The sequence below is a fragment of the Streptomyces sp. BBFR2 genome (assembly GCF_044497305.1).
In the GTDB taxonomy this organism is placed as follows: Bacteria; Actinomycetota; Actinomycetes; order Streptomycetales; family Streptomycetaceae; genus Streptomyces.
In genome coordinates this window covers 6,338,773-6,363,893 of record NZ_CP172415.1, presented here as the reverse complement: position 1 = coordinate 6,363,893, position 25,121 = coordinate 6,338,773, and the positions used below count along the sequence as shown (strand labels likewise).

The following is a 25,121-nucleotide window of genomic DNA, read 5'->3' as shown; positions in this document are numbered from 1 at the left end:
GGCCTGCCCGGTCCGGGGTGGCGTCGAAGGCGGGGGCGGCGGTCCGGGAGCGGGGCGGCGGTCCGGGACCGCGAGCGCGGGGCCGGTCTGGGGCGGTGGTCCGCGGGGGGCCGGAACCGGGCGCTGTCGGAAGACCGGGCTGTCCGGGCGGCTCGGGGGCGGGCCGGGGGGACGCGGGAGAGCCGGGTCGGCTGCGGGACGCGGCACTGGCACCGTCGAACCGCCCGGCGAAGCGCATGGCGCCGGTCCGGGGCGGCGGTCCGCGGGCGCGGGGCCGGAACCGGGCGCCGTCGGAAAGCCGGGCCGACCGGGCGGCGCGGGGCCGGAACCGGCGGGACGCGGGAGAGCCGGGTCGGCCGCGACGCGGCACCGGCACCGGCACCGTCGAACAGCCCGGCGAAGCGCAGGGCGCCGGGCCGGAGCGGTGACGCGCGGGGCCGGGCCGGGGCAACGTCGGAAAGCCGGGAGGGCCAGGGGTGCGGGCCGGGGCAACGTCGGAAAGCCGGGAGGGCCAGGGGTGCGGGCCGGGGCAGCGTCGGAAAGCCGGGAGGGCCGGGGGTGCGGGCCGGGGCAGCGTCGGAAAGCCGGGAGGGCCGGGGGTGCGGGCCGGGGCGACGTGGGGCGCCGGTCCGGTCCCCGGTTCCGTCGCACAGCCCGGCGAAGGTCATCGCGTGGGGCGGATCGAGGCGGCGCCGGAAGGCCGGGCGAAGCCGGGGGCGCGGGCCGGAGCGGGCCGGGCGGCCGGCCTCTTCCGGGTGGCGCAAGACGGCTCTTGACGGATCGGGGGCGGACTTCCAGCATGTCTCCTATCGCGCAACTCGACGCGCGATGGGCAACATCGGGGCGGGGGCGGTCCGCCGGTCCCCGCACTCCCCCACGCCTGCGCAGCGCACCACCCTCCCAGGCATCCGTGCCGACTCTCTCGTGCACCCGCCCTGCCCGCGCCGGCAGGCGCTGTTTAGGAGTGAGACATGCCGCACGAAGTCCGCGCCGCCGTCGCCGTCGCCCCGGGCGCACCCGTCGAGGTGCTGCCGATCCTGGTGCCCGATCCCGGCCCCGGCGAGGTCCTGATCTCCGTCCAGGCGTGTGGGGTCTGCCACACCGACCTGCACCACCGCGAGGGCACCGCCGGCGGCGCCTTCCCCTATCTGCTCGGCCACGAGGCGGCCGGGATCGTCGAGGCGGCCGGACCGGACGTCGCCGATCTCGTCCCCGGCGACTTCGTCGTCCTCGCCTGGCGGGCGCCCTGCGGCCGGTGCCGCTCCTGCCGCCGTGGCCGCCCGTGGTACTGCTTCGACTCCCGCAACGCCGCCCAGCCGATGACGCTGCGCGACGGCACTGTGCTCACCCCGGCCCTCGGCATCGGGGCGTTCGCCGAGAAGACCCTGGTCGCCGCAGGTCAGGCGGTGAAGGTCGATCCGGCGGCGACACCGGAGGCGGCGGGCCTGATCGGCTGCGGGGTGATGGCCGGGTACGGCGCCGCCGTGCACACCGGCGGCGTCGGCAGCGGCGACACCGTCGCGGTCATCGGCTGCGGCGGCGTCGGCAACGCCGCCATCGCCGGTGCCTCCCGGGCCGGGGCGCGCCGCGTCATCGCCGTCGACATCGACGACCGGAAACTGGACGCCGCCGAACGCTTCGGCGCCACCGACACCGTCAACTCCCGTGGCACCGACCCCGTCGAGGCGGTCCGCGCGCTCACCGCCGGGTTCGGCGCGGATGTCGTCATCGACGCGGTCGGCCGTCCGGAGACCTACCGGCAGGCGTTCTACATGCGCGATCTGGCCGGGACGCTGGTCCAGGTCGGCGTACCGGAGCCGGACATGCGCGTCGAACTGCCGCTGGCCGACCTCTTCGCGCGCGGCGGCGCCCTCAAGGCGTCGTGGTACGGCGACTGCCTGCCCAGCCGCGACTTCCCCGTCCTGATCGACCTCCACCTCAGCGGCAAACTCGACCTGGACCGCTTCGTCACCGAGACCATCGGCCTCAGCGGCGTCGAGCCCGCCTTCGCCACGATGCGGCGCGGCGAGGTGCTGCGGTCGGTCGTGGTGCTGTGACCGGTCGGGAGCGGTGAGGGCTCGTGGTGCGGTGAGGGGCCGTGGTGCCGTGCGAGGTGTCCGGGTCCGTACGGATGCGGGCGGCCCGGTCGTACGGGGCCGGGCGCGCGGCTGAACGGCCTTGCGGGAGAAGGCGATCGGGCCGGGCGGGAGGTGCCGGGCCTCCCGCCCGTCGGGTCAGCCGCCCGGGGCCGGCTCCGGGGACTCCTCCGGGCGCTTGTACATCCGGGTCGCGGTGATCTGGCCGTGCACCGCCTCGCCGGACGGGTCGGGCTGCGGCAGGCCGGGGCGCAGGTGCTCCTCGACGCTGATGTACTTCAGGCCCGCCCGCAGGTCCGCGTCGTTGCGCAACCTGATGACCAGCGGGAACTCCGCCAGCGCGGTGGTGTCGAAGAGGCCGGTGGTGTAGAGGAGCTGGACGCCGAGCGCGTCCGCGACGGCCCGCTGGAGCTCCAGCAGATACGTGGCGTTGGCGCGGCCGATGGGGTTGTCCAGGAAGAGCGTGCCCGCGTGGCGCTGCTTGTCGCGGCCGCGGTCGTTGCTGCGCAGCGCGGCCATCGTGCAGTACAGCGCGATGGCGGCGGTCAGTAGCTGGCCGCCGGAGAAGACGTCGCCCATCTGCCCGACCGGCACCCGCTCGGCGCGCAGCACCGCGTCCGGCTTGAGGATCTCCACGGCCACGCCGCGCGGCGCCAGTGCGGCGGCCACCCCGCGCAGCAGCAGGGACATCCCGTCGCGCCGCAGGTCGCTGTTCTTGCGGACGGCGGCGCGGGTCGCCTCGTCGATGACCTCGCCCAGCCGCTCGGTGAGGGTGGCCTGGTCCGGGTCGTCGAAGCGGATGCGCAGGAACTCCTGGCCCGACCACTCCCCCAGCCCCTCCGGCAGCCGGGACAGGCGCTGGGCGGAGCGGAGCGTGGTCAGCGAGGACTCCACCAGACCGCGCAGCCGGTCCACGATGGAGTCGCGGTTGCGCTCCAGTTGGTCCAGCTCGTCGGTGAGGACCCGCAGCCGGGGCGCGAACGCCTCCGCCCACTTCGCGGCGTGCTCCGGCAGCGCCGCCGCGGGCAGCTCCCGGATCTGCTGCCGCGCCGGGGTGCGGACCTGCTCGAAGCGGGTGGCGTTGGCGTGCCGGACGAGGACGTCGCTCGCGTCGCGGACGGCGGCGTCGGCGGCGGAGAGGTCCTGGGCGCAGCCGCGCAGCGAGCGGCGGGACTCGGCCGCGGCGCGGCGGCCCTCCTCCAGCCGTCCGGCGTACGGCCGGGCGGGCTCCTCCGCGGGGTCGTCGGCGGGCTGGGCCTCGCGCAGCAGATCGCGCAGGAGCGCCGCGGTCTCCTCGAAACCGCCGGCCGCCTCCTCGGCGGCGCGGTGGCCGCGCAGCAGTTCGTCGTGGTGGGCGCGGGCGGACTCCAGGGCCTCGGTGGCGGTGGCCAGTTCGCCGGCGGCGGTGCGCAGCAGTTCCTTGGCGCGCTCCGCGTCGGCGGGCACCTGCTCCTCGGGGAGGTCGGTGTGGGCCGTGCCCTCGGCGGGCGCCAGCCGTTCGGCCTCACCGCGCAGCCGGCCCAGTTGTTCGCTGGCGGTCGAGGCGCGCGTCTCCAACATCGCCACCAGCGCCTCGGCGCGGCCGGCGGCGGCCTGCCGGGACGGGCCGTCGGCGGCGTCCGGGCTCTCCAGCAGCGCCTCGGCGCGGGTGCGGACCTTGTTGGTCAGGCGGTTCAGCTCGGCGAGGGCGGCGGATTCGTCGCCCTCGGCGCGGGCCTGTTCGGCGCGGAGGTCGGCGCCGACGCCGACCTTCTCGTAGAGCTGGGAGGCGGCGCGGTACGCCTCGCGCAGTGCGGGCAGGGAGGTGGGGGCACCCTCCGCGGCGGGGCCGAGGTCGTCGGGGACACCGGCGATCTCGGCGCGTTCGGCGCGCAGCGCGCGGGCGGTGCGGTGGGCGTCGTCGGCGGCGCGCTGGGCGGCCCTGCGGTCCTCGTCGGCGGCGCGGGCGCGGTCCACGCACTCCTCGGCGCGGGCCTCGAACTCGGCGGCCTCGTCGGCGAGTTCCCGCATCCGGGACTGCCAGCCGGCGCGCTCGCGCAGCCGGTGGGCGAGGCCCGCGAGGAGGTCGGCGGAGCGGCGGGCGCGCTGGGCGGCGTCCTGCCGCTCGTCGCGGACGGCGCTCGCCTCGGCGGCGGCCTCATCGGCCTCGGTGCGGGCGGCGCGGGCCTCGGTCAGCTCGGCGGCCGCCTCCGCCGCCGCCGTACGGGTCCGCTCGGCGTTCTCGGCCAGCTCGGCGAGGTGACCGGCCGGGCAGCCGGCGCGCCAGGAGGTGAGGCGGGCGGCGAGGGCACGGTCGGCGGCGAGGCGGGCGGCGAGGGCGCGGATCTCGTCGTCGCGTCCGACGGCGCGGGCGCGCAGGGCGCGGCGCTCCTCGTCGGCGGCGGACTCGTCGTGCATCGCCGGGTTCGGCGGGACGAGGAAGACACCGGAGTCGGCGGCGGAGGACTCGGGGGCGGGCGCGAGGAGGGCTTCGGAGGTACCGACGGCGACGGCGGAGCGGGGCAGCAGCGCGGCGGCGGCGAGGATCTCCCGGGCCCGCGCGTGGGTGTCCGGATCGGTGATGATCACGCCGTCGACCAGCTCGGGCCGGGCGGCGAGCACCCGGGCGTGGTCGGCGGGGTCGACGGACTGGGCCAGATAGCGCCAGCCGGGCAGGGCGGGGACACCGTGTTCGCCGAGGTATTCGACGGCGGCCAGGACGTCGGGGCCCGGGGGCAGCAGACCGCCGTCGCCGAGGGCGCCGAGGATGCGGGCGTCGTCGGCGGCGGCGGTGCGCAGGTCGAAGAGGTGGCGCTCGGCGGAGGCGACGCCGTCCTCCAGCAGCTCGCGCAGGGCGTCGGCGTTGCGGTCCAGCTCCTCGGCGGTGAGCGGGCCGGACGGGGCGCCGTCGGGCGCAGCGCCGTCGGCCGGGGTGTCCGCGAGGCCGGTCTGCGGCAGGCCGAGGAGGTCGGCGAGGCGCTGTTCGGCGCCGAGGGCGGTGGCGGTGGCACGCTCCGCCTCCCAGGCGCGGGCCGCGGCGGTGGCGGCGTCCTGGGCGCGGGCGGCGGCGAGTTCGGCGGTGGTGTGCCGGGTGGTGGCGCGGCGGGCGTGGTCGGTGGCGGTGCGGGCGGCCTCGCGGGCGGTGTCCCAGGCGGCGACGGCGTCCTTCTCGGCGTCGGCGGCGGCGAGGGCCGCGCGGGCCGGGTCGGCGTCCGGGGCGGTGTCGTCGAGCCAGCCGGCGCGGACCGCCTCGGCGGTCTCCTCGGCGACCTCGGCGAGCCGCTGCCCGAGGTGGTCGGCCTCGCTGCGGGCGCGCTGGGCGTGGGTGGCGGCGGCGGTGGCGTCGCGGTGGGCGCTCTCCCCGGCCTCCTGGAGGGCGGCGGAGCGCTCCTCCTCCTCGGCCGCGAGGCGTTCGCCCGCCTCGGCGGCGGTGTGCAGGGCGCGGACGAGGTCGGCGGCGGCGGTGGCGCGGGCGGCCAGGGCCGGGGCGGCGTCGCGTTCGGCCTCGCGGATGGCGGCGGCGACGCGGGCGGAGCGGTCGGCGGCGGCGCGGTGGCGGAGCACCGTCTCGGCGGCCTGCCAGGCGCTGTGGAGCGTACGGGCGTCGTTCAGTTCGCGGCGCTGGGCGGCGGCGCCCTTCTCGGCGGCGGCCAGCGCCAACGAGGCGTGGCGGTAGGCGAGTTCGGCGGAGACCAGGGCGCGGCGGTCGCGGGTGCGTTCGGCGTCGGTGGTGCGGTGGGCCGCGGCGGCGACCTGTTCGGCCAGTTCGGCGGCGCGGCCGTGCTCCTCGGCGGCGCGGGCGTGCAGTTGCCGGGCGAGGGCGCGGGTACGGCGTTCGGCGCCGGTGTGCACCTGGCGGGCCTGCTCGCGGCGTTCGGCGGCCTCGGCGATGGTGGTGAGCAGGTCGAGGGAGCCGGCGGTGAACTCGCGCTCGGCGGTCAGCTCGGCGCGGCGGCCGAGCTTGTGGGCGAAGCCGTGGACGAGGTCGGCGAGGCCGTCGGTGTCGCGGGTGTCGGTGACGGCGCGCAGCAGCAGGTCGGTGAAGTCGGAGTCGTTCTTCACCGCGAAGAGGCCGGCGGCCTCGCCCTCGTCGGCGTTCATCTCGCGCTGGTAGCGGAAGAGTTCGGGGTCCAGGCCGAGGTCGCCGAGGTGTTCGTTCCAGCGTTCGTGGATCTCCTCCCAGACGACGTCGAGGCCCGGGTAGTTCTTGCCCGCCTCGGTGAGGACGTCGCGGAAGCCCTTCATGGTGCGGCGGCGGCCGCGGGCGCCGGAGGCGCCGTCGCCGTCCTCGGTACGCGGCCGGACGACGGTGGCCTCGGCGACGGGCAGCGCGTCCAGGCTCATCCCGGGACCGGGACGGAAGCTGTACCACGCCTCGGCGAACTTCCGCGGGTCGTTGGAGACCTGGCGGCCGCGCCATTCGCTGACCTTGCCGACGACGACGGACTCGCCGGTGACGGTGTGCTGCCACTCCAGGGCGACGTGGCCGCAGTCGTCGGCGAGCAGGAACTTGCGCAGCACGCCGGAGCTGGCGCCGCCGAGGGTGTTGCGGTGGCCCGGCAGCATCACCGAGAAGATCAGCTTGAGCAGGACGGACTTGCCGCCGCCGTTCTCCAGGAAGAGAACGCCCGCGGGGGCCGGGCGGCGCGGCGGGCCGGTCGGTTCGTCCTCGAAGAAGTCCGCCTGGGTCGGCGCGGGCTGCGGTACGGGGGCGCCGACGCCGCGCAGGTCCAGCACGGTGTCGGCGTAGCGTGCGCCGGCCGGTCCGATGGAGTAGAGGCGGACCCGGGACAGCTCGTACATGGCGGACTTTCGTTGTCGGGGTGGGCGGGAGGCGGCGGGCGGACGGTCAGGGGGTGTGGAACGGGAGGCCGGCGTCGGCCACCAGGTCGAGGGCGTCGCTCTCCTCGCCGGGCAGCAGGGAGGCGGTGCCGTCGGCGACGGGGACGACGCCCAGCTGAAGCAGTTCGCTCATCGCGGCGCCGCCGGCCAGGTCGCGGACCTGGAGTTGGTAGCGGGCGGTGGTGCGGTAGGTGCCGCCGGCGTCGTCGCCGGTGCGCTGGAGGAAGCCGGAGTCGACGAGGAAGGTGACGGCCTTGGCGATGATGCCGGTGGTGGAACCGGCCAGCCGCCGGGCGTCCTTGGTGGCGCCGGTGGCGCTGCGGCGGGCGTAGACGCGCCAGGCGGCCTCCAGACCGGGGGCGCCGGTGGCCGGGTCGGTGTTCTCGCCGCTCTCGGCGGCGCGCTCCTCCAGACGGCGGCATGCCTGGCGGACGAAGGCGTCGACGCCGTTGACGGTGAGGCGGCCGATGTAGCCGTCGTCGGCGAGGTCCTCGGGCCGGGGGAAGGCGAGGGCGGCGACGGCGAGGTGGGCCAGTCCGTGCAGGAAGCGGTCGGCGGAGTCGGCGGAGGCACGGCGGGCGTAGTCGCCCATACGGACCGCGAAGACGGAGTCCTCGGCGGCGGTGACGGCCATCCCGGCGCGGGTGGAGACCTCCAGGACGACGAGGCCGAGCCCGGCGGCGACGGCGTCGGCGAGCCGGGCGAAGGCCGGGTCGTCGCGGTGGCGGCGCAGCAGTTCGGCGTATTCGGCGTCGCGGGCGGGCAGCAGCTTGGGCTGGAGGCCGAAGGCGACGAGCCGGGCCGCGTCGGCGGCGTCGGCGGGGGTGACCGGCGCCGCGGCGGCCCCGTCCGCGGTGGCGCCCCGCCCGGGCGCGGGCGCCTGCTCCGGCTGCGGCGCCTCGTCGGCGGCGTACTCGGTCACGGTCGGGGCTCCTTGCGGGGGACGGACGGGGCGGGGCGGGCGGACACCGTACGGGTGTGACGGGTACGGCGAACGGCGGACGGGCGGGCCGGGGGCGGCGCGTACGGGGACGCCGTGTACGAGGCCGTCGCGTACGGGGCGAGCGCCGGTGTACTCAGGGCCGTCGCGTACGGGGCGGGGGCGCCCGCCACCGGATCGGCGCCCGGCACCGGGCGGGCCGGGCCGCGCGGGGCGGATGCCCGGGAGCCGCGGGCCGCGGCGGACACGGGCCGTCCGGCGGGTGGGCGGTGGCGGTCCCGTACGGGCAGGGGCGCGGGCATCAGGCCACCTCCGAGCGGTCGGCGGCCATGCCCGCGGCGTCCAGGAGGGCGGTGCCGACGATGAGGTCGGCGCCGCCGAACTCGGGGTCGGTCAGCTCTTCGCCGTCGTCGACGGCGAAGAGGAGCTGGGCCTCGCCCTGGCGGTAGGCGGTGCCGACCGGGGGGCTGGCGGCGTGCACCGCGAGGAGGGCGACGAGGTAGGCGAGGTCCGGATCGCCGGTGCGGCGGGCGTCGGCGAGCAGACCGGAGAGGCGGCGCGGGGCGTCGGCGGGCAGGTCCAGCAGGGCCATGGCGGCGTCGAGCTGCGCCTCGCTGAAGCGGCTGTCGTCGGGCGTGGCGACGAGATCGGGCTCGGGCATCTCGGCGCCGAGGTGCTCCCGCTCGGCGGGCGGGGTGAGCAGGGTCTCGACGAGGTCGGTGACGCGGACGGCGGCGGGGGTGCGCAGCCCGGTGCCGTGGGTGAAGAAGGCGTCGGTGACGCGGCGGGCCTGCTCGGTGGGGAGCGGCAGCAGCGGGGCGACGAGCTGGCCGTAGAGGTCGAGACCGGAGCGGGCGGTGGGCGCGGCGAACGCCTGGCGGTCCTGCTCGGCGCGGAAGAGCGGCCCGGCCTCCAGCAGCCGGGACTGGAGCTGGGTGTGGCGCCGGATGCAGTCCTTGACGATGTCGACCAGCTCGGCGGCGCGGCGCTTGTGCTCGGGCTCCTCGGTCTCGTCGCGGGCCTTGCGGATGTTGGTGAGGATGGCGTTCTCGTGGCGGTAGCGGTCGGCGACGTGATCGAGCGCTTCGGCGATCATGTCGGGGACCGTCTCCAGCCAGTCGACGGCGCGGACGTTGCGCCGGGTGGCGTCGAGGGTGCGGCGCAGCGTCTCGGCGTACTGGACGGTGCGGTAGCGGGCCTGCTCGGCGGCGAGCTGGGCGTCGGCGAGGCGGCCGCGGCTGATCAGCACCTCCAGCTTGACCTCGGCGGCGATCTGGGCGCTGGTGACGTCGGTGTCGAGGGCGCCGACGAGGACGTTGACCGCTTCGTCGGTGGCGCGCAGGAAGACCGCGCCGCCGGCGCCGGGGACCTCTTCGATCAGCTTGAAGTCGTAGTCGCGGCGGACGTAGGTGCCGGTGGTGTCGAACGTGCCGTAGACGGCGCGGAAGCCGCGGTCGACACTGCCGACGTTGAGGAGGTTCTCCAGCACCCAGCGGGCGACGCGCTCGTGCTCGGCGGCGGGGCGGCCGGGGGCCTGGGCGGCGATGCGGGGCAGCACCCGGGCCACTATCTCCTCGTGGTCCGCGCCGGTGTCGAAGTCCATGTGGAGCGTGACCAGGTCGATGACGGCGAGCGCCACCTCCGCCATGGCGTACCCGCCGTACTCGCCCGCGAGGTTGGCCTTGCGCGCGTCGAGGTCGTGCAGCGGCGCGGTGCACGCGAGGGCGCGCAGGCGGCGGGCCAGGCCCTCGTCGGCGGCGGGGCCCGGCGCGGGCCGGTGGGTCCCGGCCGGCTGGGGCGCGGCGGCCCCCGGAGCTGGAAAAGTCACGTCGCACAGAGTAAGCGCTCGCACTGACAACGGACGAAACGGCGCTGCTCCGGGCTCCCGCGGGGGCGCGTTCCGGCCGGTCAGCAGGTGTGGACGGGCCGCCCACGGCCGGTGACCGCGCGTACCCGTACAGCACCGGCGGGCGGCCCCGCCCACGGTCCGCCGGGCCGCGACCGGGCCGGGGTCAGTGGGTGGCGCCGCCCGGCAGCCGCAGGTCCTCGCGGGTGGTGGCGGCGGTCGCCGCGATCTCGCGCAGCGCGCGGGCGGCGGTCTCGACCGGCAGCGACGGCTGCGCCCGGCCGGTGACCTGCTCGGGGGCGTAGGGGACGTGGACGAAGCCGCCGCGCACGGCGGGCAGCTCGGTGGCGATGAGGTGGGCGAGGGCGTAGAAGACGTGGTTGCAGACGAAGGTGCCGGCGGTGTGCGAGACGGAGGCAGGCAGCCCCGCGGCGCGGACGGCGGCCACGCACGCCTTGACCGGGAGGGTGGCGAAGTAGGCGGCGGGGCCGTCCGCGACCACGGGTTCGTCGATCGGGGCGGCGCCCGCGTTGTCGGGGATGCGGGCGTCGTCGAGGTTGATGGCGACGCGTTCGACGGTGATGTCGGGGCGGCCGCCGGCCTGGCCGACGCAGATGACGACGTCGGGCCGGTGCTCGGCGACGGCGGCGCGCAGCACGCGGGCGGCCTCGCCGAAGACGCAGGGGAGTTCGGCGGTGCGCAGCTCCAGCCCGGCGGGCGGCTGCGCGGCGGCGGCGCGGACCGCCTGCCAGGACGGGTTGGTCTTCTCGCCGTCGAACGGTTCGAAGCCGGTCAGCAGGACCCGGGTCATGCGGTTCTCCTCGGTGGGGGCGGCCGCCCGGTGCGGCGGGCGGCCGGGTGGCCGGGCCGTGGGGCGGCCCGGCCGGTGGCGGCTCGGTCAGAAGGCGAAGAGCGCCATGATCACGATGTTGCAGCCGAGCAGGACGCCCGCGGTGGGCAGTTGTGCCTTGATCGGCCCGTACTGGTCCTTCAGCTCCAGGAGGGCGGCCGGGACGATGTTGAAGTTGGCGGCCATCGGGGTCACCAGGGTGCCGCAGAAACCGGCGAGCATGCCGAGGGCCAGGACGGCGGGCGCGTTGCCGTGGAAGTGCTCGACGAGGACGGGCCAGCCGACGGCGGCGGTCATGACGGGGAACGCGGCGAAGGCGTTGCCCATGATCAGGGTGAAGCCGAACATGCCGAGGCAGTAGACGACGACGGCGATGTAGAGGGAGTCGTCGGGCAGCACCGCGGTGGTGATCTTCCCGACCTGGGTGCCGACGCCGGAGACCTGGAAGATGGCGCCGAGTGTGGCGAGCATCTGCGGCAGCAGCATCGCCCAGCCCATGGACTCCAGCATCGAGCGGCCGGAGGTGACCGGCACCGACAGCCGCTTCTCGCGCAGCATGACCATGGCGACGACGAGTGCGACGGCGGAGCCGATGCCCAGCCCGAGGATGGTCTCGCTGCCCTCCTGGAGGACGGGCTCACCGCCGATGCGCAGCCGGGCGACGCCGACGGCGCAGACCAGCGCGACCACCGGGATGGTGAGCGCCGGGACGAAGAGGCGGCTGCCGAAGCGGGCGGCGTGGGCGGTGCGTTCGGCGGAGGTGGTGGTGCGCGGTGCGCCGCGTCCGGTGAAGCCGAAACCGGCGAGCAGGACCATGACCAGGACGGCGGCGCCCAGGGGCTCGGCGGGCGCACGGTCGTCGACGACCCAGCCGCTGTAGATGAATCCGGCGCCGATCAGGCCCCAGAAGGCGGCGGTGCCCACGCGTTTGGCGTTGCTGCGGTCGGTGAGCATCTGCCCGGCCATCGCCAGGAAGCTGAGGCCGACCAGCCAGTAGAACCACTCTGCCTTGATCATTCGGTGGCCTCCGCCGTGGTGGGCTTCCCGGCGTCGCCGGTGGGGTGGACGGGCTCGGCGGGGCGGCCGCCCCCGAGGCCGGCGGTGCGCAGTTCGCGCTCCAGACGGCGGTCGAGGCGGAGCATCTGCCAGCCGTGGACGACGAACGCGCAGACGGCGGTGGGGATGGCCCACAGCGCGAGGTGGAGCGGTTCGAGGTGGGTCCCGTAGGTGGTGTTGACAAAGCCGGTGATCAGCAGGATCGAGCCGACGGCGAGGAAGACGTCCTCACCGAAGAACCGGCCGACGTTGTCCGCCGCGGCGGCGCACGAGCGGATCCGTTCGCGGGCGGCGTCGGTCAGCGTGCCGTGGCGGCGCTCGGCGGCGCCCTCGGCCATCGGGGCGGCCAGCGGGCGGACGGTCTGGGCGTGTCCGAAGACGTCGGTGAGGCCCAGGGCCGCGCCGATCTGCCGCATACCGAGGTAGAGGGCGAGGAACCGCCCGGTGGTGAGCTTGGCGAAGCGGGCGATCAGGTTGCGGGCCTGTTCCTGGAGGCCGTAGCGCTCCAGGAGGCCGATGACCGGGAGGGTGATGGCGAAGATCGTCACCGACCTGCTGTCGGCGAAGCCCTTGCCGAAGGCGGCCAGCACCTCCTGGGGGGAGAGGCCGCCGAGGAGTCCGGCGACGATGCCCGCGGCGCCGACGACCAGCAGGGGGTGGCGTTTCGTGGCGAAGCCGATCACGACCACGAGCACGCCGAGGAGCACGATCATGGGCCCGCCTTCCGCGTACAGGACCCCACGTGACCGTGAGGATCGTTGAATGGATTGCAGCGGAGGCTAGGCGATTGTTCAACGATCCGACAAGGGGTTCGGGGGCGGGAACTTCCGGCGGCCTCCGGCCCCGTCACCCACCGGACCCGGGCACCGCCGCCCCCGCCCGCGCACTCACCCCTCGGCGATGAGCCGCGCGTACGCCCCGGAGAGCTGGAGCAGCGAATCCTCCAGGTACGAGCGGAGCAACTGTTCGGCGGCGGTGGCGTCGCCCTCCTCCAGCGCCTCGACGATCTGCCGGTTACGGGTCAGATACGGCGCGTGGAAGCGGCGCGGGTCGTCCATCACGTGGAAGACCAGACGGAGTTCGGCGAGCACCCCGCGCATCAGCTCATCGGTGCGGGGGCTGCCCGCCAGCGCCGCGACGCCCTGGTGGAAGCGGATGTTGGCGGTGGACAGCTCCTGCCAGGCGCGCTCGCGCACCGCCGTCTCGCCGGAGCGCACCGCCGCCTCGATCGCCCCGATCGCCGCCCGCGCCCCCTCGTCGTACGGCCCCTGGCCCAGACCGCGGACGGCGGCGCACTCGATGAGCAGGCGGACCCGGTAGATGTCGGCCAGGTCCTCGACGGTCACGACGCGGACGAAGACGCCGCGGTTGAGGCGGTGGACCAGCAGCCGTTCGTGGGTGAGCAGGCGGAACGCCTCGCGCAGGGTGTTGCGCGAGACGCCGAGGGCGCCGCCGATGCTCTCCTCGGAGAGGCGGGCGCCGGGCGGGAAATAGCCCTCGGTGATGCGGTCGCGGAGGATGTCCGCGACCCGCTCGGCGGTGCCGGAGCGGCCGAGCAGCGCCCGGTCGTCCGCCAGCGCCTCGATGTCGACCGGCCGCCGCCGCTCCGTCTTCGCCGCTCCGCCGGCCATCCGGCCCACCCCGCTTCCGCCGTGGCGCCGGTCGTGCCGGGCGCCGCCTCGATCGTTCTCCCGTCGGAAGTCAATCCCAGAAGCCGGATCGGAACAACACACCTCTTGTCGGATCGTTCAACGATCGCTACCTTGGGCGCGACGCCGGTCGGCCCGTGCCCTCCGGGAGCGCCCCGTGGCCCCGGACCGCCGGCCCGCCCCGCTCCCCCGACGGCCGCCGCGCCCCCTGCCACCGAGCCCTGGAGCGGACACCCATGAGTGACCTCGCCGTCCAGCCCGCCGTCATCGACCTCAACGCCGACCTCGGCGAGGGCTTCGGACGCTGGCAACTGACCGACGACGACGCCCTGCTGTCCGTCGTCACCAGCGCCAACGTCGCCTGCGGCTTCCACGCCGGGGACCCCGGCACGATGCGCCGGGTCTGCGAGCGCGCCGCCGCCGGCGACGTCGTCATCGGCGCCCAGGTCTCCTACCGCGATCTGGCCGGATTCGGCCGCCGCGCCATGGACGTCCCCGCGGACGAACTGGCCGACGAGATCGCGTACCAGATAGGCGCGCTGGAGGTCTTCGCCAAGATGGCCGGGGCCCGCGTCGCCTACGTCAAACCGCACGGCGCGCTCTACAACCGCTGCGTCCACGACGCCGAACAGGCCGCCGGTGTCGTCGCCGGGATCCGCGCCGCGGGCGAATCGCTGCCGGTCCTGGGCCTGCCCGGCTCCCAACTGCACGCGGCGGCGCGCGCGGCCGGACTGCCCGTCGTCGACGAGGCGTTCGCCGACCGCGCCTACACCGCCGAGGGCACCCTCGTCCCGCGCGGCGAGCCCGGCGCGGTCGTCCAGGACCCGGAGGAGGTCGTGCGGCGCGCCCTGGACATCGCCCGCGACGGCACCGTCCGCTCCCGCGACGGCCATCCGGTCACGGTCCGCGCCCGGTCGCTCTGTCTGCACGGTGACACCCCCGGCGCCGCCGCGATCGCCCGCCGGGTGAAGGCCGAACTCGGCGCCGCCGGCGTGGTGGTGCGGAGCTTCGTATGAGGCCGCTGCCCGTCGGCGCGCACGGGCTCCTCCTGGAGCTGGACACCGACGGCGAGGTCGGCGCGCTCCACGCCGAGCTGCTGCGGCGCGCCGCCGCCGGAGAACTGCCGCCCGTCACCGAGATCGTGCCCGCCGCCCGCACCGTCTTCCTGGACGGGCTCGACGACCCCCGCGGCTTCGCCGCCGCCCTCGCCACCTGGGACATCCCGCCACTCACCGGCGCCGACCGGCCGCGGGTGGAGATACCGGTGGTCTACGACGGCCCGGACCTGGCCGACGTCGCCGCGCTGTGGGGCACCACCCCGGACGAGGTCGTCCGCCGGCACACCGCCACCGTCTTCCATGTGGCGTTCTGCGGGTTCTCGCCCGGCTTCGGCTACCTCACCGGGCTGCCCGAGGAGTGGCACGTCCCGCGCCGGGCCACCCCGCGCACCCGGGTCCCCGTCGGCGCGGTCGCGCTCGCCGGGCCGTACACCGGCGTCTACCCGCGCTCCTCCCCCGGCGGCTGGCAGCTCATCGGCCGCACCGACGCGGCGTTGTGGGACCCGGCGCGGGAGGACGCCGCCCTGCTCACGCCCGGTACCCAGGTCCGGTTCGTCCCCCTGGCCCGCGACCCGGAGGCCGCCCGATGACCGATCACTCCTGCCTCGTGGTGCGCGCCGGTGCCCTCACCACCGTTCAGGACCTCGGGCGCCCGGGCCACGCGCATCTGGGCGTTCCGCTCTCGGGCGCCCTCGACGCCCCGGCGCACCGCCTCGCCAACCGCCTCGTCGGCAACCCGGAATCGGCCGCCACCTTGGAGACCACGCTCACCGGGTGCGCCGTCCGGACGCGCCGCGCCGTCACCGTCGCGGTGACCGGCGCGCCCTGCCCGGTGACCGTCGACGGGCGGCCCGCCGCCTGGGGCGCCCCGGTCCGGGTCCCGGCCGGTGCGGTCCTCGACGCCGGGCCCGCCGCCCGGGGGCTGCGCTCGTACCTGGCGTTCGGCGGCGGTATCGCCACCGGGCCGGTGCTCGGCAGCCGCGCCACCGATCTGCTCTCCGGGCTGGGCGGCGACCCGCTCACCGACGGCACGACGCTGCCGCTCGGCGCCGCGCCCGCCGCCCCTGCCTGGGCGGACGCGGTCCCGCAGCCGGCCCCGCCCGCCGAACTGCTGCTGCCCTACCGGCCCGGCCCGCGCGACGACTGGTTCACCGCGCACGGCCACCGCACCCTGGCCACCGGCCGCTTCCGCGTCTCGGCGGCGAGCAACCGCATCGGTCTGCGCACCGAGGGCCCGCCCCTGGAGCGCGCCATGACCGGCGAACTGCCCAGCGAGGGCATGCCGTTGGGCGCCCTCCAGGTGCCGCCGGACGGACTGCCGGTGCTCTTCCTGCACGATCATCCGACGACCGGCGGCTACCCGGTGATCGGCGTCGTCCCCGCCCGCCACCTGGCCGCCGCCGCCCAGGCCGTACCGGGCACCCCGATCCGCTTCCTGCCGCTGCGCCGGGGGTGAGGGCGGGTCACACCGGCGTACGCGCGGGCCGCCGCGCCGGGTGCGAGGCCGCGCCAGGTGCGAAGCCGCGCCGGGTGCGAGGCCGCGCCACGACCGGCCTCCCGGGAACGCGCCGACCGGCGTGCGCCCCGGGCCGCACGCCCCCCGCTCACGCCCCGCCCGCCCCGGTCGGCTCCCCGTACCCGCCGCCGCCCGGCGTCCGCACCACCAGCACATCGTCCGGCCCCACCTCGGCGGTGTCACGGCCGCGCAGCTCCTCGACGGTGCCGTCGGCGCGCCGCAGGACGTTCTCGCCGAGCGCCCCCGGGGCGCCGCCCGCCATGCCGTACGGCGGGACGCGGCGGTGGCCGGTCAGCAGGGCGACGGTCATCGGTTCCAGGAACCGCAGCCGCCGCTCGACGCCGTCGCCGCCGTGGTGGGCCCCGGCGCCGCCGCTGCCGCGCCGCACCGCGAAGGCGTCGACGCGTACCGGGTAGCGCCACTCCAGCACCTCGGGGTCGGTGAGGCGGGAGTTGGTCATATGGGTCTGGACGGCGTCGGTGCCGTCGAAGCCGGGGCCCGCGCCGGAACCGGAGGCGAGGGTCTCGTAGTACTGCACCCGGTCGTTGCCGAAGGTCAGGTTGTTCATCGTGCCCGAGCCCTCGGCCTGGACGCCCAGGGCCGCGTAGAGGGCGCCGGTGACCGCCTGGGAGGTCTCGACGTTTCCGGCGACCGTCGCCGCGGGGTGCTCCGGCGCCAGCATGCAGCCGTCCGGGATGCGGACCTCGACCGGTTTCAGACAGCCGCTGTTCAGCGGGATGTCCTCGGCGACCAGGGTGCGGAAGACATAGAGGACCGCGGCCATCACCACCGAGCGCGGGGCGTTGTCGTTGCCCGGCTGCTGCGGTGAGGTGCCGGTGAAGTCCAGTACCGCGGTGCGGGCGGCCCGGTCGACGGTCAGCGTCACCTTGATGTGCGCGCCGCTGTCGGTGACGTAGTCGCAGCCGCCGTCGGAGAGCGTGGCGATGATCCGGCGGACCGACTCCTCGGCGTTGTCCTGGACGTGCCCCATGTAGGCGCGGACCACGTCCAGGCCGAACTGCGCGGTCATCCGGCGGAGTTCGGCGATGCCCTTCTCGTTGGCGGCGATCTGGGCGCGCAGATCGGCGAGGTTGGCGTCCGGCGCCCGCGAAGGGTACGGGCCGGACGTCAGCAGCGCGCGGGTCTCCGTCTCCCGCAGCGTCCCGTCGCGGACCAGCAGCCAGGTGTCGAAGAGGACGCCCTCCTCGTCGACGGTCCGGCTGAACGCGGGCATCGAGCCGGGCGTGATCCCGCCGATCTCCGCGTGGTGCCCGCGCGAGGCCACCAGGAACAGCAGCTCCCGCCCGGCGTCGTCGAAGACCGGGGTCACGACGGTGACGTCCGGCAGATGGGTGCCGCCGTGGTACGGGTCGTTGACCGCGTAGACGTCGCCCGGCCGCAGAGAGGCGCCACGCCGCCGCAGCACCTCCTTGATCGACTCGCCCATCGAGCCCAGATGCACCGGGATGTGCGGGGCGTTGGCGATGAGGTTGCCGTCCGCGTCGAAGAGCGCGCAGGAGAAGTCGAGGCGTTCCTTGATGTTGACGGAGTGCGCGGTGTGCTCAAGGCGGACGCCCATCTGCTCGGCGATGGCCATGAAGAGGCTGTTGAACACCTCCAGCAGCACCGGATCCGCCGCGGTGCCGACGGCCGCCCGCTCCGGGCGGGGCTCCGCACGGCGCAGCACCAGATGCCCGGCGTCGCCGACCACCGCCCGCCAGCCCGGCTCGACGACCGTCGTCGCGTCCTCCTCGGTGACCAGCGCGGGCCCGGTGACGGCGTCCCCGGGCCGCAGCCCGCCCCGCGCGAACAGCGGCGTCTCGCGCCAGGCGCCGCCCGCGTACATCCGGACCGTGGTGGCGGGCCGCATCCCGCCCGTACGGGGACCGGGCCGCTCGGCGCCGGAGCCCGCACCGCCCGCGGCTCCCGTCGCCTCGACCGTCACCGCCTCCGCGACCAGCGGTTTGTCCATGGTGAAGGCATAGCGGGCGCGGTGCAGGCGGGTGAAGGCGGCGGTCATCTCCTCCACCGGGGCGAGCGGGACGCCGAGTGCGGTGTCGGTCCCGGCGTAGCGGATCAGCACCCGGGCGCGGGTGGTGACGCTGTCGGCGGGCACCCCCTCGTCGGTGAGTTCGCGGCGCGTCAGCTCGGCCAGTTCGTCGCAGACGGCCCGGACCCGCTCCGCGGCCGCCGCGCCGTCCAGCTCCGTCTCGACGGCGCGCTCGCGCATCGCGGTGGCGTCCGCGACACCGATGCCGTACGCGGAGAGCACCCCGGCGAGCGGCGGGATCAGGACCGTGCCGATGCCGAGGGCGTCGGCGACGGCACAGGCGTGCTGACCGCCGGCGCCGCCGAAGCTGGTCAGCGCGTAGCGGGTGAGGTCGTGGCCGCGCTGGACGGAGATCTTCTTGACCGCGTTGGCCATGTTGAGCACGGCGATGTCCAGGAACCCGGCGGCGACCTCCTCCGGCCCGCGGTCGTCGCCGCTCTCCCGGGCGGCCCGCGCGGCCAGCTCGGCGAAGCGGGCGCGGACCACGTCCGCGTCGAGCGGCCGGTCGCCGTCCGGCCCGAAGACCGCCGGGAAGTGGCCGGGCTGGATCCGGCCGAGCATGACGTTGGCGTCGGTGACGGTGAGCGGGCCGCCGCGGCGGTAGCAGGCGGGCCCGGGGTCGGCGCCCGCCGAGTCGGGGCCGACGCGGTAGCGGCGCCCGTCGAAGTGGAGGACGGAGCCGCCGCCCGCCGCGACGGTGTGGATGTTCATCATCGGCGCGCGCAACCGCACCCCGGCCACCTCGCTGTCCAGGGCCCGCTCGAACTCGCCCGCGTAGTGCGAGACATCGGTGGAGGTGCCGCCCATGTCGAAGCCGATGACCCGGTCGTGGCCGGGCCCCGCCTCGGCGGCGGCGCGGACCATCCCGACCACGCCGCCCGCCGGACCCGACAGCACCGCGTCCTTCCCCCGGAAGTGCGCGGCCCGCCGCAGCCCGCCGTTGGACTGCAAAAACATCAGCCGGATGCCCGGCAGCCGCTCGGCCACCTCGTCGACGTACCGGCGCAGCACCGGCGAGAGATACGCGTCGACGACGGTGGTCTCCCCGCGCGGCACCAGCTTCATCAGCGGACTGACCTCGTGCGAGCAACTGATCTGCGCGAACCCGGCGTCGGCGGCGAGCGCGGCGACGGCCCGTTCGTGGGCGGGGTGGCGGTAGCCGTGCAGCAGGACGACGGCGGCGGCGCGCAGCCCGCCGGCGCGGGCCCGCGCCAGTTCCTCGCGCAGCGCCCCGGTCTCCAGCGGCCGCACCACCGCGCCGTGCGCGTCCAGCCGCTCGGGCACCTCGATCACCCGCTCGTACAGCGGCTCGGGCAGCACGATGTGCCGGTCGAAGATCCGGGGACGGTTCTGGTACCCGATGCGCAGCGCGTCGCGGAAACCCTCGGTGACGAGGAGGACGGTCGGCTCACCGGTCCGCTCCAGCAGGGCGTTGGTGGCGACGGTGGTGCCCATCTTGACGACGGCGACCCGCTCGGCGGGGACCGGCTCCCCCGGCGCGAGCCCCAGCATCCGCCGGATGCCCTCGACGGCCGCGTCGCGGTACCGCTCGGGGTGGTGCGAGAGCAGCTTCGCGGTGACCAGCCGCCCGTCCGGCCGACGCCCGATGACGTCCGTGAAGGTGCCCCCGCGATCGATCCAGAACTCCCAGCGCCCGGTCATCCGGCCATTGTGGCAGCGGAAATCGGACATACCGGGGGACGCCGCGGGCGCGCCGCCCCAGTGCGGAAGCGCGAGGCGGGCCACACGGGCCGGAAGGACGGGGCGGGCCATGGCCGGGGCACGGCGCGCCGGCCCCGTACCGCCAGGGGCGCGGCACGCCGCCCGCACACCGCACGGGTGAAGACCGCCCGGACGTGGCGCCCACCGCGCTCCTGGCCCCACACCCACCGGCCGACCGGCACCGCACCGCTCCGTACCTGACCGGACCCGGCGTACGGACCGGACCCGGCGCACAGACCGGTACGCGGGCCGCCTACGCCCGGGGCGCCGCGCCCACCCCCTCACACCACGGCGACATCCGGTGAAACCACGGAGACGGCCGGTCAGACCGCGGAGGCGTCCGGTCCGAACCGGCTGCGGACGGCGGTCTGCACCTCGGCCTCCTCGGCCGGATCGGCGGCGAGGCGGCGGAGCTGTTCGACGACCCGGGCGTCGCCGGTCGCGGCGTGCCGGGCGGCCAGCTCCCGGGTGGTCTCCTCGCAGTCCCAGAGGCATTCCACGGCGAACCCGGCGGCGAAGCCGGGGTCGGTCACGGCGAGCGCGGCGGCGGCGTGGCCCCGCAGCTCGGAGGAGGCGGTCTCGCGGTAGACGTGGCGCAGCACCGGCGCCGCACAGCCGACACCGAGCCGCCCGACACCGTCGACGAGATCCCGCAGCGCCCCGGCGTCCGGGCCGTCGGCGCGGACCGTACGGCGCAGCGCGGCGAGCACCGCCGTGGCGTCGCGGGCGTCCCCGCGGCGGGCGAGGACCGCCGCGGCGGCGGCGCCCAGCCGGTCGTCACGGCGGGCCCAGCCGCGGGCGCGGGCGAGAACGGCGTCGGAGGTACGCATCCGGGCGAAGGCGGTGAGCGCGGCGGCGACGGGCACCTCGCCCGCGGCCGGATCACCGGCGGTGGCCTCGACGAGGTCGAGGGCGTCGGGGTCACCGCGCTCGGCGAGGTGGTGCAGGACCGCGGCGCGGGCCGCGTCCGGGCCGGTCCGCGCGGCGCTCAGCAGCGCGGGGCGGTCCTCGGGAACGGCGACGGCGCCCAGGCAGCGGGCGGCGGCGAGATACCGCTGCTCCACGGCGCCGGGCGCGCCCTCCTCCGCCCAGCGCAGGACATCGGCGACGCTCCAGCCGGGGCGCGGTCCGCGCGGGCGCAACTGCCGCTGCCAGCGGTCGAAGGAGCCCTGCTCCCCGGCGGCGGCCAGGCGCGCCGCGTGGCGCGGGTCCTCGGCCCACAGCCGCCAGGGGCGGGGTTCGAAGGCGTCGCGGACGGCGGCGGCCAGCGCGGCGTCGCCCTCGGCGGTGGCGGGGAAGCGGGCGAGCACGGCGGGGGCGAGGGCCGCCAGACCCGCGTCGTCGTCACGGAGTGCCAGCTCGTCCAGGGCCCACCGCCAGTTGCTGCCCGTGGCGGCGTAGGCGCGCAGCAGCAGACGGGCGGCGTCCCGGCCGTACGCGGCGAGGTGGCCGAGGACGGAGAGGGCGAGGCCGGTGCGCTCCTCGGCGGTGTCGACGCCGTCGTCCGGGTGGAAGAGGTGCCGTTCGATCGCGTCGAGTCCGCCGTCGAGCTGCATGTAGAGGCGCGCGTAGTAGAGGGAGCGGTTCTCCACCTGCCAGTCGCGGCGGGCGTCGCGCCGCACGCAGTCGTCGAGCGCCGCGAGCGCCTCGGCCCGCGGCGCCGCGAGGGCGTGCAGGGTCCCGTCGCCGCGGCCTCGCTGGAGGAGGCCGAGCAGGGTGCCACTGGGCGCTATGTCTGGATCGAACATGAGGTCAGCATCCGGTGCGGGGGACTGGCTGGCAACGGGATTTCCGCCGACCGGCATTCTTGCCGGTGACCGCGGGCCGTATGCGTCGTTCCCAGCGTGGATCGGTGGGCGCGGCAGCGCGACGGCGGGCGCAGCCTAGCTCGGAATCTGTCATTCCGCCGATTCGGCCGGTGGGACCCCCGAGCGGGTCCGGGGGCATATGCCGACCGCAACGCCGTATCGGGTCATGCCAAATCACTTACAGACCGTCGCAGCCTGTGCAAGAGTCGTTACCCGGCCCTCACACCAGCCCCCGGGCGCGCTCTGTCGGCCAGGACAGGACCGCCGTGGCCGGCGCCGCCATATCTCGGAGAATCGATGCCGTCCCCCCTCTTCGCGGACCGCCCGTCCGCCCAGCCACCCGAGCGTGACACGGTCGAGGCCCTGATCAGCCAGGCCCGCCGGCTGCGCGGTGGCCTCGACGCCGTCCGCGCGTCGTCGGCGACCGACGACGCGCCCGTCGATCCGCAGCGGCGCTGGCAGCGCGCGCTGTGCGACCTCGCCGTCCACCACCTCGACGATCTCGGCGGCCACCTCGACCAGCTCAGAGAGGGACTGCCCCCGGAGGAGACCGACGGCACCGGGTACGCCGGGCCGCTCGCGCCGCCCGCCGAGGAGGAGCCGCCGCGCGGTTCGCTGCTGAGCCGGGTGGGCAGCGCGGAGTGGAACCTCCTCACCGACGAGGTCAACTGGTCCGGCGAGCTGTTCGCCATCCTCGGCCGGGAGCCTTCCGACGGCCCGCTGACCCTCGACGAGCTGCCCTCCCTGGTCTTCGCCGAGGACCAGCAGCGGCTGGCCACGATGGTCACCGACTGCCTGGTGGACGGCCGCCCCATCGACGGCGAGTTCCGCGTCGTACGCCCCGACACCCGGGTCCGTACGGTGCACATGACCGGCGAGCCGGTGCTGGACGCGGACGGCTCCACGGCGTGCATGTGGGCGGTGCTGCGGGACGTCAGCGAGCTGCGGCGCAGTGAGCGGGCGGTGCGCGAGAGCCGGGACTCGCTCCAGCGCAGGCGGCACGCGGCGCGGACGGAGCACCGGCTCGCGGTCGAGTTGCAGGAGGCGGTGCTGCCGCCGTGGCGCGGGCCGCTCCGCTTCCCGCAGGGCGGCCCGGTCGCCCTCGATCTGGCCGGGCACTACCTCCCCGCCGACACCAGCGCCCTGATCGGCGGCGACTGGTTCGACGCCCTGCAACTCCCCGACGCCACCACGCTGTTGAGCGTCGGCGATCTGACCGGACACGGCGCCGGCGCGACGTCCGGGATGGCGATGGTGCTGGGCGCGCTGCGCGGGATGGCGGTGGCCGGGAACCGCCCGGGGCCGCTGATGGGCTTCCTCAACCAACTCCTGGACTCCGCCGTCCAGCCCGCGCTGGGCAGCGCGGTCTGCTGCCGGTTCGACCCGGCCACCCGGGAGCTGGAGTGGGCGCAGGCCGGCCACCCCGCGCCGCTGCTGTTCCGCGGCGGCGCGGGGCGCGCCCTGGACCCGCCGGAGGGCGTCCTCCTCGGGGCGACCCCGGGCGCCGCCTACGGTCAGCGCACCGAGCGGCTGGCCCCCGGCGATCTGCTGGTGCTGCACACCGACGGCCTGCTGCCGCGCCGTGCGCACGGCCCGGACGCGGCGCACGAGGCGACCGAGCGGCTGCTCGGCCTGGCGCCGCGCTTCACCGCGGCGCGGGACGCCCAGGAGTGCGTCCGGCTCACCGTCGAGGAGTTCGGCACCACCGCACGGGAGGACGACGCCTGTCTGCTGATCGCCCGGGTCAGTTGAGCCGGGCGTGAACGGCCGGCCGGGAGGGCCGGTGTGCGGTGACCGGATCCGGCGGTGCGGTCACCCGGCCTCTCCCGGCCGTCGGTCTGCTCCGGTGCGTACGGGCCGTAGCGGAGCCCTCGGCGTACCTCACCGGCTCAGACCGAGAAGTTCGTGCCGAGACGGGCGTCGAGCGCGGTCGCGGGGGCGGGCACCTTCGCCTTGCCCCGCGGCTTCGGCATCACCTCGTCGATCTCCGCGCGCAGCTCCTTGATCCGGCCGTTGCCGGCGTACTGCCCGGCGAGGCGGTACATCTCGCGGAGCCGGTCCCAGGTGCGGTGCGAGGAGTTCTCGCCGATGGCGGCCAGCGCCAACCGGGCGTAGCGGTCGGCCTGTTCGGGGTCGTCGCCGATGAAGCAGGCCGATGCCATCGAGAGGTAGTCGAAGATCTGCGCCCGGCGGCGGCCGTTCTCCCGTAGCTGGAGGGCCTGTTTGGCGTGGCACTGCGCGAGGGCGGCGACCGACGGGTCGTGTTCGGCGAGGGTGCGGTAGGTCAGCGCCTCCATGCCGTGCAGATCTGCCTCGTCGAACATCTGCATCCAACTGGGCGGCGGCACATCGCCCTTGTCGGAGACGAACAGTTCCTCGGCCTCGCCCAGGGTGTGGCGGACGGCGTGGCCGTTGCCCTTGGCCGCGTGGGCCCATGCCTCGATGGTGCGCAGCATGGCGCGGGTGCGGGGCAGCGCCTGTTCGCCGGAGCCGGAGGAGGCCAGTTGCATCAGGTCGAGCGCGTCGTCCGGACGGCCCAGGTGGACCATCTGGCGGGCGGCGCGGGAGAGCGCCTCACCGGCGCGGGGCCGGTCGCCGCCCTCGCGCGCGGCGTGTGCGGCGATGACGAAGTACTTCTGCGCCGTGGGCTCCAGACCCACGTCGTGGGACATCCAGCCGGCCAGTACGGCGAGGTTGGCCGCCACCCCCCACAGCCTGCGCTGGAGGTGTTCGGGGTGGTGGTAGGCGAGCATGCCGCCGACCTCGTTGAGCTGGCCGACGACGGCCTTGCGCTGGAGTCCGCCGCCGCGGGAGGCGTCCCAGGCGCGGAACACCTCCACGGAGCGTTCCAGCGCGTCGATCTCCTGGGAGCCGACGGGCGCCGCCTCGTAGCGGTCGAGGCCGGTCTGGTCGTAGTGGTGGGAGGAGTCGAAGCCGGAGGCGGTGAGGGGATGGGGGTCGGGTTGTGCCGCGGCACCGGAGCGCGGTGCCGGGTCGGTGTGCAGCCAGTTGTCCATGGCGCCGGTCAGCGCGGAGCCCGCGGCGAGCGCCGCGCCCGCGCCCACCAGACCGCGTCGGTTGAGCATGAGGTCCATTCCCGTGAATTCCGTGAGGACCGCGGCGGTCCGCTCGGGAGCCCACGGCAGCCCGTCGTCGGACTGCCGTCTCCCCGTACGGCCGCTCCGGGCGAACCCGAGATCCTCGGTGGTTACGACACGGCCGAGGCGCTCGGTGAACAAGGAGGCCAGCACCTTCGGCACCGGATCTCTGGGGGTCTCCCCCATGTCGATCCAGCGCCGCACCCGCGAGGTGTCGGTCGCCAACTGCGGATGGCCCATGGCCGCCGCCTGCCGGTTGACCAGTCTCGCCAGTTCGCCCTTGGACCAGCCGGCCAGTCCGAAAAGGTCCGCGAGACGGGTGTTCGGCTCCCTGCCCACGTCAAGCCCCCAGGTTCCTCGACTGCGTTGACAGTAACCGCCGTTGACATGGGCCGCGAGCATTCGCCAGGGGTTCGCCAGGGTGCGCCACATGGTCTGCCACCCGCGCCCGTGTGTTGTGTAGGTGTGCCGCCCCCGGCCCGGTGGTCAGGCCGCATTCCCCAGGGTGCGAGCCCTGCTTCAGGGGCACGCCGAACCGGCCTTCTGCACGAGGTCCGTACGGCGGCTCCGGCCACCGGGCCGGGAGCGCACCACTCGTCGGCGCACGAAGG

The 25,121-nt window shown here is 75.9% G+C and carries 15 protein-coding genes; 5 read left to right on the top strand and 10 right to left on the bottom strand.

Annotation, left to right across the window (positions count from 1 at the left end; genetic code table 11):
* Positions 1 to 971: 971 nt before the first annotated feature.
* Complete coding sequence (locus ACGH2B_RS26225; protein WP_399094773.1) at positions 972 to 2,057, top strand: S-(hydroxymethyl)mycothiol dehydrogenase; 1,086 nt, start codon at positions 972 to 974, stop codon at positions 2,055 to 2,057.
* A gap of 177 nt (positions 2,058 to 2,234) precedes the next feature.
* Here the strand turns inward: ACGH2B_RS26225 and ACGH2B_RS26220 are convergent, their stop codons facing one another.
* From ACGH2B_RS26220 to ACGH2B_RS26190, 7 genes are all read right to left on the bottom strand, one after another.
* Positions 2,235 to 6,878 carry a hypothetical protein gene (locus ACGH2B_RS26220; RefSeq protein ID WP_399094770.1) on the bottom strand — a complete coding sequence of 1,548 codons (4,644 nt, stop codon included), beginning with the start codon at positions 6,876 to 6,878 and terminating at the stop codon, positions 2,235 to 2,237.
* 46 nt (positions 6,879 to 6,924) lie between these two features.
* On the bottom strand, positions 6,925 to 7,839 hold the full coding sequence (locus tag ACGH2B_RS26215; RefSeq protein WP_399094768.1) for a hypothetical protein: 915 nt from the start codon (positions 7,837 to 7,839) through the stop codon (positions 6,925 to 6,927).
* Between the two features lie 319 nt (positions 7,840 to 8,158).
* Entirely contained in the window at positions 8,159 to 9,685 is a 1,527-nt protein-coding gene (locus ACGH2B_RS26210) for a hypothetical protein (protein WP_399094765.1), read from the bottom strand.
* A gap of 184 nt (positions 9,686 to 9,869) precedes the next feature.
* On the bottom strand, positions 9,870 to 10,514 hold the full coding sequence (gene pcp, locus ACGH2B_RS26205; protein WP_399094762.1) for a pyroglutamyl-peptidase I: 645 nt from the start codon (positions 10,512 to 10,514) through the stop codon (positions 9,870 to 9,872).
* An 87-nt stretch (positions 10,515 to 10,601) separates the two neighbouring features.
* On the bottom strand, positions 10,602 to 11,570 hold the full coding sequence (locus tag ACGH2B_RS26200) for a DUF979 domain-containing protein (RefSeq protein ID WP_399094759.1): 969 nt from the start codon (positions 11,568 to 11,570) through the stop codon (positions 10,602 to 10,604).
* Entirely contained in the window at positions 11,567 to 12,322 is a 756-nt protein-coding gene (locus tag ACGH2B_RS26195; protein ID WP_399094756.1) for a DUF969 domain-containing protein, read from the bottom strand. The genes ACGH2B_RS26200 and ACGH2B_RS26195 overlap by 4 nt, the downstream gene beginning before the upstream one ends.
* A 174-nt stretch (positions 12,323 to 12,496) precedes the next feature.
* Positions 12,497 to 13,240 carry a GntR family transcriptional regulator gene (locus ACGH2B_RS26190; RefSeq protein WP_399094753.1) on the bottom strand — a complete coding sequence of 248 codons (744 nt, stop codon included), beginning with the start codon at positions 13,238 to 13,240 and terminating at the stop codon, positions 12,497 to 12,499.
* A 254-nt stretch (positions 13,241 to 13,494) separates the two neighbouring features.
* Here ACGH2B_RS26190 and ACGH2B_RS26185 point away from each other — a divergent pair, with 254 nt between their 5' ends.
* Genes ACGH2B_RS26185 through ACGH2B_RS26175 form a run of 3 tightly spaced genes read left to right on the top strand, consistent with a single transcriptional unit; the run spans position 13,495 to position 15,772 of the window.
* Entirely contained in the window at positions 13,495 to 14,274 is a 780-nt protein-coding gene (locus ACGH2B_RS26185) for a LamB/YcsF family protein (RefSeq protein WP_399094750.1), read from the top strand.
* Positions 14,271 to 14,906: a 5-oxoprolinase subunit PxpB gene (pxpB, locus tag ACGH2B_RS26180; protein WP_399094747.1), complete on the top strand. Its 636-nt coding sequence runs from the start codon at positions 14,271 to 14,273 to the stop codon at positions 14,904 to 14,906. The genes ACGH2B_RS26185 and pxpB overlap by 4 nt, the downstream gene beginning before the upstream one ends.
* The gene (locus ACGH2B_RS26175; protein WP_399094744.1) at positions 14,903 to 15,772 is read left to right on the top strand and encodes a biotin-dependent carboxyltransferase family protein; all 870 of its coding nucleotides are present in this window, start codon (positions 14,903 to 14,905) and stop codon (positions 15,770 to 15,772) included. The genes pxpB and ACGH2B_RS26175 overlap by 4 nt, the downstream gene beginning before the upstream one ends.
* A gap of 148 nt (positions 15,773 to 15,920) precedes the next feature.
* On the opposite strand, the gene ACGH2B_RS26170 is transcribed toward ACGH2B_RS26175, so the two are convergent.
* Positions 15,921 to 19,544, bottom strand: coding sequence for a hydantoinase B/oxoprolinase family protein (locus ACGH2B_RS26170; protein WP_399094741.1), 3,624 nt, complete (start codon positions 19,542 to 19,544; stop codon positions 15,921 to 15,923).
* A 383-nt stretch (positions 19,545 to 19,927) separates the two neighbouring features.
* Positions 19,928 to 21,352: a HEAT repeat domain-containing protein gene (locus tag ACGH2B_RS26165; protein ID WP_399094738.1), complete on the bottom strand. Its 1,425-nt coding sequence runs from the start codon at positions 21,350 to 21,352 to the stop codon at positions 19,928 to 19,930.
* Positions 21,353 to 21,709: 357 nt separating this feature from the next.
* Here ACGH2B_RS26165 and ACGH2B_RS26160 point away from each other — a divergent pair, with 357 nt between their 5' ends.
* Positions 21,710 to 23,164: a PP2C family protein-serine/threonine phosphatase gene (locus tag ACGH2B_RS26160; protein ID WP_399094735.1), complete on the top strand. Its 1,455-nt coding sequence runs from the start codon at positions 21,710 to 21,712 to the stop codon at positions 23,162 to 23,164.
* Between the two features lie 137 nt (positions 23,165 to 23,301).
* On the opposite strand, the gene ACGH2B_RS26155 is transcribed toward ACGH2B_RS26160, so the two are convergent.
* Positions 23,302 to 24,849 (bottom strand): hypothetical protein, encoded by a 1,548-nt coding sequence (locus ACGH2B_RS26155; RefSeq protein ID WP_399094732.1) that lies wholly within the window; start codon positions 24,847 to 24,849, stop codon positions 23,302 to 23,304.
* Positions 24,850 to 25,121 lie beyond the last annotated feature (272 nt).